Raw genomic sequence first — 6,921 nt, forward strand, 5'->3', positions numbered from 1 at the left:
AGGTCGAGCAGGCGCTCGACGCGCTGCGCTGTCCGCCGGGTGACGCCGACGTGACCAAGCTCTCGGGCGGCGAGAAGCGGCGCGTGGCGCTGACGCGCCTTCTGCTCTCGAAGCCCGACCTCCTGCTGCTCGACGAGCCGACCAACCACCTCGACGCCGAGAGCGTCGCCTGGCTCGAGCGCTACCTGAAGGAGTACGCGGGCTGCGTGATCCTGGTCACCCACGACCGCTACTTCCTCGACAACCTGACCGAATGGACGCTGGAGCTGGACCGCGGCCAGGGCGTGCCGTGGAAGGGGAACTACTCGAGCTGGCTCGAGCAGAAGGCCAAGCGCGCCGAGGTCGAGAAGGCGCAGGAAGAGGGCAAGCAGAAAACCATCGCCCGCGAGCTGGAATGGATCCGCGCCTCGCCCAAGGCCCGCCAGGCGAAGTCCAAGGCGCGTATCGCCGCCTACGAGCGCTTGGTCGAGGAGCAGGGCCGCGAGCAGGTGGGCCGCGCGACGATCCAGCTTGCGCCGGCCCCGCGCCTTGGCGGCGTCGTCATCGAGGCCGAGGGGCTGTCGAAGGCGTTCGGCGACCGCCTGCTGATCGACGACCTGTCGTTCAAGCTGCCGCCCGGCGGCATCGTCGGCGTCATCGGTCCCAACGGCGCCGGCAAGACGACGCTGTTCCGCATGCTGACCGGCCAGGAGAAGCCGGACAAGGGCACCATCCGCCTCGGCGAGACGGTGAAGCTCTCCTACGTCGACCAGAGCCGCGACCACCTGGACGACAAGAAGACCGTCTGGGAGGAGATCTCGGGCGGCCTCGACATCATGAAGCTCGGCGACAAGAAGGAGGTGAACTCGCGCGCCTACTGCGGCTGGTTCAACTTCAAGGGGCCCGACCAGCAGAAGAAGGTCGGAATGCTGTCGGGCGGCGAGAGGAACCGCGTGCACTTGGCCAAGATGCTGAAGGAGGGCGGCAACCTGCTCCTCCTCGACGAGCCGACCAACGACCTCGACACCGAGACGCTGGGCGCGCTGGAAGCAGCCCTCGAGGATTTCCCCGGCTGCGCCGTGGTGATCTCGCACGACCGCTTCTTCCTCGACCGCCTGGCGACCCACATCCTGGCCTTCGAGGGCGACAGCCACGTCGAGTGGTTCGAGGGCAACTTCGAGGCCTACGAGGAGGACAAGAAGCACCGCTTAGGCGATGCCGCCGTCGAGCCCCACCGCATCAAGTTCAAGCGCTTCGAGCGGTAGCTCGCATTCCCTTTCCCCCGCTCTTGCGGGGAAGGGCTAAGCGCTCTGGCTCCTGGTGTCGGATCGGCTGCAACCGGCCCGTCCTTGAGGTGACGCAGTCAATCGAGGATACGGTCGATGCAACTCTACGCCCACCCCTTCTCGTCCTACTGCCAGAAGGTCCTGATCGCACTCTACGAGAACGCGACGCCATTCACCTATCGCATGCTCGGGCCTGATGATCCGCCCGCTGGCGAAGAATGGGCCGCCCTCTGGCCGTTGAAGCGCATGCCTGTGCTCGTCGACCAGGGCAGGACGATGCTCGAATCCAGCACCATCATCGAGTACCTGCACCTCAAGCATCCTGGGCCGGTGAAGCTTCTACCGGACGATCCCGATGCGGCGCTTGACGTGCGCATGCTGGATCGCATCTTCGACAACTACGTCATGACGTCGATGCAGAAGATCGTGCTCGATCACCTGCGTCCCGAGCCCGACCGCGATCCCTACGGCGTTCGCCAGGCGAGAGACATGCTCGACACGACATACCGCTGGCTCGACGGAGCGATCGCGGGCAAGACGTGGGCGGCCGGCGACACCATCAGCCTTGCGGACTGCGCCGCCGCTCCGGCGCTTTTCTATGCCGACTGGGTGCACGAGATCAGCCGTGACCTTCCCAACCTGCGGGCCTATCGCGCGCGGCTCCTCGCGCGACCCTCGTTTGGGCGCGCCGTCGACGAGGCGCGCCCCTACCGCAAGAACTTTCCACCCGGTGCGCCTGAGCGGGACTAGCCGGCCGCTCGGCGCACGGTAGAGGCGGGGAGGGCGCAGGCGAAGCTCGCCGCGCCCGCGCTCACGCCGCGCGGATGGTCGACACGAAGCCCTCGGCCACGCGGCGCAACTCGTCGGCCTGCGCGCCGAGGCTCTCCGCCGACGCCATGACCTGCGCCGCCGTGGCACCGGTGGCGGCCGCCGCCTGGCTGAGGCCGGCCGTGTTGGACGACACGTCCGCCGTGCCCTTGGCCGCCTCCTGCACGTTGCGCGCAATCTCGAGCGTGGCGGCGCCCTGCTCCTCGACGGCGGCTGAGATCGCCATGGCGATCTCGTTGATCGACTGGATCACCTCGCTGATGGTGCGGATCGACGTCACCGCATCCGAGGTCGAGCCTTGAATATCGGTGATCTGCGCGCCGATCTCGGCCGTCGCTTTTGCCGTCTGGTTGGCAAGCGACTTCACCTCCTGCGCGACGACGGCGAAGCCTTTTCCGGCTTCGCCCGCCCGCGCCGCCTCGATGGTGGCATTGAGCGCGAGCAGGTTGGTCTGGCTCGCGATGTTGCTGATGATGTCGACCACCTGCCCGATCTTCTCGGAGGCGCGCGAAAGGTCACGCACCTTCTCCGACGTCTGATCTGCGCTCGTGACGGCCTTGCCCGCCACGTCGGTCGACGACGCGACCTGGCGCCCGATCTCCTTCACCGACGCCGACAGCTCGTCCGCCGCCGCGGCCACCGTGCGCACGTTGGAGGAGGCTTCCTCGGCCGCCGCCGCGACAGCCGTCGACTGGTCGGCGGTCTTCCTGGCTGCGCCCGTCATGGCTTCGGCGGACGATTGCAATTCGCGCGCCGTGGCGCCGACCGAGTCCACGACCCCGGCGACGGCTTTGTCGAACTCCGCGGCCAGGCGGTCGAGCATCGCCTGCCGCTCCCGGCGGCCAGCCTCGAGGTAGACGGAGATTGCAAGATCCATGTCGAGCAGCGCCGCCTTGACGAGCGCGCCCTGCAAGGCGGTCTTCCGGTCCAGGCCGTGCTCCCGTAGCCAACGCTCGATGGTGGTGTTGGGCGAGCGCGAGGCCGGCAGCTTCGTCGCGATGACTTCCACCATCTCCGTGATCAGCGCGTTGTAGCCGCCGATATACCACCGGGGATCGAGGCCGATCCGGTTGTGCGTCTCGCCGATTCTGCGGATCGACGCCTCGTAAGTCTCGTCGAAGTGCCCATCCGTGATCGTGCCCCAGTGCCGGAGCTGGGCGTGCTTGGCCCCCATCATATGGTCGCGGTTCTTGAAGAAGGCGGCGGTCTCCGGGAACTTGCTGAGATGATCGTAGAAGTGGTCGAGCGCAATCGGCAGCTCGGCCATGATGAAATCCTTGTGCTCTCGCAGCAGGCTGCTCGTCACGTCGTCGATTTGGTTGAAGGAGAGGCGTGCTCGAAGGGTGCTGTTGGTGGTCATTTCCAGGTTTCCGCGTTAGGGGGCTCGACCGTCGTCGAACGCAAACTCTCTGCTCCGCCGCCCGATGTCGGGACGACCGTGCATTTCAAGTTGCTTCCTGACACGCGGACCCCGGCGCAAAGCGGACGAGCACGACACCCGTCACACACCTGGACGACGTTGCTCCCTGCTCGGCGCGCGGTACATACGTTCAGTCCACAAACTATCTGTTAGATAGATTTAGAGGATTCGCCAATGTCCACGAACGTCTAAAGGTGCCTTATCTACCTTTGGAGACAAAGGCCGTGCACGGATAGGGCCTCGAAGCCACGGGCCCATAATGCACCGGCGACGCGCGGCGCCTTCAGCGCTCCGCACCGCTCAATCGGGATAGACGCCGCGCAGCACCTCGTCGAAGTGCTCCTTGACGCTGATGTTGCAGCGGCACGACCGCGCCTCGAGCGCGTTGCGGTCGCGCACGACCAGCGCGCCGCGCCGGGTTTCGAGGATGCCGTCGGTCTTGAACGTCTGGACGACGCGGCTCGCGTAGCTGCGGCCAACTCCGAGCATCGAGGCGAGCTCCTCGTGCGTGAGCGGCACCACAATGTCGCCGGTGCGATCCATGGCCGAGATGATCCACTTCGCCGTGCGCTGCTCGATCGAATGGATGGCGTTGCACGCCGTCGACTGCAGGATCTGCGCGAGCAGACAGTCGGCGTAGCGCGCAAAGAGGTAGCGCAGCGAGGGCGACAGTCGCTTGGCGTTTTCGAGCTGGGCGACGGGCATCAGCGCGAACGGACCGCCGAACTTGACCACGATGCGGCAATAGGCCGGCAGATGCCCCGAGCTCACGATGCCCCCCACCGCGCCTTCGCGGCCGACCAGCACCGTTTCCACATCGTGACCGTCCTCGTTGGTGACGAGATAGGACACAAGGCTCGGCCCGCAGGGGAAATAGACCGTCTCGACGTTGTCGCGCGGCTTGTATAGCAACTCGCCCGCCGACCTTTCAGTGAAATCGATATGCGGCGCGAACAGCTCGTAGTCGCCCGGCCGCAACGCACGCAGCAGGTTGCTATCGCACTTGTTTTCCGTTGATACGCTTGTTGCCGGACTTCCGATCGCCACGCATTGCCTCGCGGGTTGATACGCGCCCCGTGCCTCCCTGTGTGCACAAGTGCACAGACAGTGCAAGAGGGTTCTGGTTGTGTGCCGTCCCGCAGTGAGCAGACATGGGACGAGCCGATGGCCGCAGGCACGGATGTGAACGAGCAGGCGAGCCCGCAGCAACCGCTGCCTGCAGACGTTCTGATCGTCGAGGACAACTACATCATCGCCCTCGACCTCGAGGACATGCTGCGCGGCCTCGGCGTCGCCCGCGTGCGCACGGCGAACAGCGTGCTCCACGCCCTCGCCATGATCGCCGAAGGCCCGCCAGAGTGTGGCCTGATCGACATCAACCTTGGAGCGGAGAAGAGCTTCGCGGTCGCCGAGCGGCTGCGCGATCTCGGCATCTACTTCGTCTTCACGACGGGCTATGGGGACAAGTACGCCTTTCCCGAGCATTTCACCGACATTGGGATCGTGAGCAAGCCCTACACGCTCGAGGCCGTCAGCGCGGCGATATTGCGGCGCGGCCTTCCGCCCCCCGCGGCCTGAACGCGGATCCCATAACGACGCATTTTCGCTGGCGGTGACCTCCGTTTAAGATGCGCGGCCCCTTTCGAGGGGCACCGCAACACGGGGGATTCCCGCACGTCCATGAGCCTCACCCGCCTTTACACGCGCGCGCTCAACATGCTCGCCGCCGAGCGGAGCCTCGCGCTCCTGCTCGCCGTCGCGTCCGTCGCCATCGGGCTCGTGCAGCTCGCCGAGCCCATCCTGTTCGGCCGCGTCGTCGATGCGCTCTCCCGGGGGGAGGCGGCGTTTCCGACCATCGCGCTGTGGGCCGCGCTCGGCCTCTTCGGCATCCTCGCCGGCGTAATCGTGGCGGTCTTCGCCGACCGCCTTTCCCACCGCCGCCGCCTCGCCGCCATGGCGGACGCCTTCGAGCGCGCCATGACGCTGCCCCAGGGCTATCACGCCGACCGTGGCTCGGGCGCCGTCATCCGCACCATCGTGCAGGGGACAGACGTGCTGTTCTCGGTCTGGCTGCGCGCCATGCGCGAACAGGTGACGGCCGTGGCCGGCGTCATCCTGCTGGTGCCCACGGCGATCGGCATGGACATGCGCATGGCGGCGATCCTGGGGCTGCTCGCCGTCGCCTATGTCGTCATGAACAGCTTCGTGATGAAGAAAACCATGACCGGGCAGATGAGCGTCGAGCGCTACAACGCCGCAGTATTCAGCCGCGTCGGCGACGTGATCGGCAACGTCACCGTGGTGCAGAGCTTCGTGCGCTTCAAGGCCGAGACCGACGCCATGCGCGCCGTGATGAGCGATCTCCTGGCCGCTCAGTATCCGGTGCTGACCTGGTGGGGGCTGCTGACCGTGCTGCAGCGCGCGGCCGCCACCATCACTATGGTCGCCGTGTTCGCGGTCGGCGCGCATCTGGCGGGCCGCGGCGAGCTGACGGTCGGCGAGATCGTGTCGTTCGTGGGTTTCGCCAACCTATTGATCGCCAAGCTGGATCAGATCTCGGGCTTCGTCACCGCCATGCATCGCTATGCCCCGGCGCTCACGAGCTACTTTGCGCTCGTCGACGAGCCGGACGGCATCGTCGAGAAGCCGGACGCGCGGCCGCTGCCGCCCGTCAAGGGAGAGGTGCGCTACGAGGGTGTGAGCTTCCGCTTTCCCGGTACGGAGCAGGGCGTGCATGACGTGACGCTCAAGGCCGCGGCAGGCAAGACCATCGCGCTCGTCGGCCCGACGGGCTCCGGAAAATCGACGACGCTGTCGCTGCTCATGCGGCTCCGGACGCCGGAGGCCGGCCGCATCCTCATCGACGGGCACGACATCGCGGACGTGACGCTGGCCTCCCTGCGCCAGCAGATCGCGGTCGTGTTCCAGGATGCGGGCCTGTTCAACCGCTCCATTGGCGACAACATCGCCATCGGCCGCCCGGGCGCCACGCTCGCCGACGTGGAGGCAGCCGCACGCCTCGCCGAGGCGCACGACTTCATCAGCGCCAAGCCGGAGGGCTATGGCTTCGTCATCGGCGAGCGCGGTGCCGCGCTCTCCGGCGGCGAGCGCCAGCGTATCGCCATTGCCCGCGCCATCCTGAAAGACGCACCCATCCTCGTGCTCGACGAGGCAACGAGCGCGCTCGATACCGAGACGGAAGCACGCATCAAGCGCGCGCTCGACCGCCTGCGCGCGGGCCGTACGACGTTCATCATCGCCCACCGTCTTTCGACTGTCGCCAACGCCGACGAGGTGCTCGTGCTCGACCACGGCCGCATCGTCGAGCGCGGCCGCTTCGCCGAGCTGGCGGACGGCGACGGGCTGTTCGCGCGCAGGGTCGCGGAAGGCAGCTTCACGGTCCCGGCG

The 6,921-nt window shown here is 66.9% G+C and carries 6 protein-coding genes; 4 read left to right on the top strand and 2 right to left on the bottom strand.

Translation table 11 applies throughout. From position 1 onward, the window contains the following. Both ettA and IT540_RS11025 read left to right on the top strand, forming a co-directional pair. Positions 1-1,244 (top strand): energy-dependent translational throttle protein EttA (gene ettA, locus IT540_RS11020; protein WP_291177260.1); only part of this gene is annotated, 1,244 nt, incomplete at its 5' end. Between the two features lie 117 nt (positions 1,245-1,361). Beyond that, the gene (locus IT540_RS11025) at positions 1,362-2,015 is read left to right on the top strand and encodes a glutathione S-transferase family protein (protein ID WP_291177263.1); all 654 of its coding nucleotides are present in this window, start codon (positions 1,362-1,364) and stop codon (positions 2,013-2,015) included. A gap of 61 nt (positions 2,016-2,076) precedes the next feature. Here the strand turns inward: IT540_RS11025 and IT540_RS11030 are convergent, their stop codons facing one another. Further along, entirely contained in the window at positions 2,077-3,453 is a 1,377-nt protein-coding gene (locus IT540_RS11030; protein WP_291177266.1) for a globin-coupled sensor protein, read from the bottom strand. A gap of 360 nt (positions 3,454-3,813) precedes the next feature. After that, entirely contained in the window at positions 3,814-4,560 is a 747-nt protein-coding gene (locus IT540_RS11035) for a Crp/Fnr family transcriptional regulator (RefSeq protein ID WP_291177269.1), read from the bottom strand. A gap of 117 nt (positions 4,561-4,677) precedes the next feature. Between IT540_RS11035 and IT540_RS11040 the strand changes: the two genes are divergently transcribed. Together IT540_RS11040 and IT540_RS11045 are read left to right on the top strand one after the other, a co-directional pair. Further along, entirely contained in the window at positions 4,678-5,091 is a 414-nt protein-coding gene (locus IT540_RS11040) for a response regulator (RefSeq protein ID WP_291177272.1), read from the top strand. A gap of 102 nt (positions 5,092-5,193) precedes the next feature. Then, the coding region (locus tag IT540_RS11045) for a glucan ABC transporter ATP-binding protein/ permease (protein ID WP_291177275.1) at positions 5,194-6,921 on the top strand (1,728 nt) is incomplete at its 3' end.

Origin of the sequence: Hyphomicrobium sp. (assembly GCF_020852195.1) — a bacterium.
In the GTDB taxonomy this organism is placed as follows: Bacteria; Pseudomonadota; Alphaproteobacteria; order Rhizobiales; family Hyphomicrobiaceae; genus Hyphomicrobium_C.

What these genes read in the sequence shown, in the direction of transcription:
- IT540_RS11030 (WP_291177266.1), bottom strand. Translation starts at nt 3,453, where the DNA reads ATGACCACCAACAGCACCCTTCGAGCACGCCTCTCCTTCAACCAAATC.
- IT540_RS11040 (WP_291177272.1), top strand. Translation starts at nt 4,678, where the DNA reads ATGGCCGCAGGCACGGATGTGAACGAGCAGGCGAGCCCGCAGCAACCG.
- IT540_RS11025 (WP_291177263.1), top strand. Translation starts at nt 1,362, where the DNA reads ATGCAACTCTACGCCCACCCCTTCTCGTCCTACTGCCAGAAGGTCCTG.